We start from the raw sequence: 2,238 nt of genomic DNA, 5'->3' as shown, positions 1-2,238 counted from the left end.
CCCGAAACCAACACCCACCAAGAGGAGTTTGGGGTGAGTGCCTTACCGACGGGGATGTATTTCTTGAAGGTTTCGACTTCGGAAAAACAAGCGACGCTGAAGGTGGTGAAGATGGAGTAGAGTAAGAGAATGAATTATATACCAAAAGTCCTGAGAGTATACCTCTTTAGGACTTTTTTGTGAATAAATCATGCCAAGTTCTTATATTTGTAAATCAGCAATACGATTTGGGCAACCATGAAAAAATTCGTGTACTTTTTGCTTTTTCTTTCATTCAAGGGCTTCGGACAGTCGGAATACAGGCATTTATTACACAAAACCTACGCCCAGCGATTCCCAACCATTTATAAACTTAACAACGAAGAATCGCCCAGTTTTTCTATCGAAAAACACAAGGCAAAAATTGAGCGTATCAAATGTCTATTATATGACTATGGGTGAATACGAGCTCTATCACAACCGCTTTGCCCAAGCCCTGAAAAAGTTCGGTTTGCCCATCACCTCACCTGTTCGGTAAATAGTTCGTTACATTTTCCTTTTTGAAGTAATACGGAACAATAGACTAAGTAATTGGACGAATAGACTAACAACATTTTTTGAATTACCTTTACTTTTACCCTAACACATAACTAACGACGAAGGCGTCACCATTTTTTCTATCCTTTTTACTCGAATGATGAAAACTTTTTTTACTCCCTTACGAACCTTTGGCCATTCTCCATTTTTTGGTTTATTGGCACTCCTGATTTGGCTGAGTAGTGCAAAGGCATTTGCCCAAGCCGTCATTACAACGGGGGCCATTAGTCCCACCCAATACTGCGCAGGTGCTTCTATTTCTGTCCCATTTACGGTAGATATCACGAATGGAACATTTGGCAATACACCTGGACCAGATGACATTACCTACCGCGCTGAGTTGAGTAATCCTGCTGGTGGCTTTGACTCTGGTGTAAGGAATTTGGCTGCGATAGTGACTACCGTGGGTTCGCAGGGGTCAGCAGTTGTCGCGCTGAATATCAACACTACTGTTCCTGCGGGCTTACCCTTCAGTAACCAGTATCGCATTAGGGAGCAAAAGACTGCCCCAGGAGCAGAAGTTCCTGGTTCGTTAAATGCCAATGGCAATCTCACCTGCGAGGTGTTGATTACGGCTACCTATCCCAACCCTCTCGGGCCTTATTGTGTAGGAGAGCCGATTACGGTGCCTTATGTGGTCAATTGTCCTGCTTCTGCTGGGAACACGTTCACCCTACAATTGAGTGATGCTTCGGGAAGTTTTGCTTCTCCTACCACTATTGCTTCTGTGAATGCCACTACAAGTGGATCCATTAATGGCAATTTTCCCGACGTCCCTACTGGGAACGGCTACCGAATGCGCATTGTCTCCAGTGCTCCTGGCGAGACTAGCAACCAATCTTTACCATTCCGCCTTAGCAACGGTACTTTAGCGACGATGAAGGCCAATGGCTCGATTTATTGTCAAGGAGAGCCCATTAGTTTGGCATATAAATTCAACGATCTTGACCCAATCAATGCTGGTAATGTTTATAGCGTTCTACTCAGTAATAATAACTTTGCTAGTAGTACGACCATAGGCAGCTTGTCTTCGGCTGCCAAGTCGGGTAGTATTCCTGTGGTAATCCCCATAGAAGCAAGTGGGAGCAATTATAAAATAATGCTTGTAGCGAGCAATGGTCCGCTAAATGGATGCGAATACGGACGCTATACTATCTCGGCTGCACCAGCAGCCTCTGCCAGCGGCAATGGTTCTGTGTGTGCGGGAAGCAATGCAACTTTCACCGTCAGTGGTACGGCAGGAGCTACCCTGACCTATACGCTAACGGGAGTAGGGGGCAATCAAACCCTGCCCTTGGTTGGTCCTAACCAAACAATTACGGCCATCAATGCCACTGCTAATGTTACTCTTACCTTAAAGAGTGTTTCTAATAGCAATTGCTCCATTCCTCTATCGAATACTGTAATGGTAACGGTGAATCCTGTGGCAACTATCCAAGCCCCTACGGTCACCCAACCTACTTGCGCCAACCCCAAAGGCACGATTGTTGTCAACGCCACAGGAACGGGCACAATAGAATACAGTATAAACAATGGGGATACTTGGAGTACCGATGCCACTTTCAGTAACCTAGCTGCGGGAAATTATAACATCAAAGCACGTATTCAAGGCAGCAACCCTACCTGTGCGACGACTTACGGAAGCAACCCCGTCGTACTTAC

3 protein-coding genes are annotated in these 2,238 nt (G+C 45.4%); all 3 read left to right on the top strand.

Features of this window, described 5'->3' with window-relative positions; translation table 11 throughout:
• Positions 1–120: T9SS type A sorting domain-containing protein (locus tag AC23N5_RS31330; protein ID WP_487758548.1), on the top strand; the 120-nt coding region annotated here is incomplete at its 5' end.
• A 117-nt stretch (positions 121–237) separates the two neighbouring features.
• The gene (locus tag AC23N5_RS31325; protein WP_487758547.1) at positions 238–441 is read left to right on the top strand and encodes a hypothetical protein; all 204 of its coding nucleotides are present in this window, start codon (positions 238–240) and stop codon (positions 439–441) included.
• A gap of 232 nt (positions 442–673) precedes the next feature.
• The coding region (locus AC23N5_RS31320) for a hypothetical protein (RefSeq protein WP_487758546.1) at positions 674–2,238 on the top strand (1,565 nt) is incomplete at its 3' end.

The sequence above is a fragment of the Runella sp. R5_40 genome (assembly GCF_057652295.1).
Note: the sequence above shows the minus strand (reverse complement) of the source record. Positions and strands in the feature narration are given on the sequence as shown.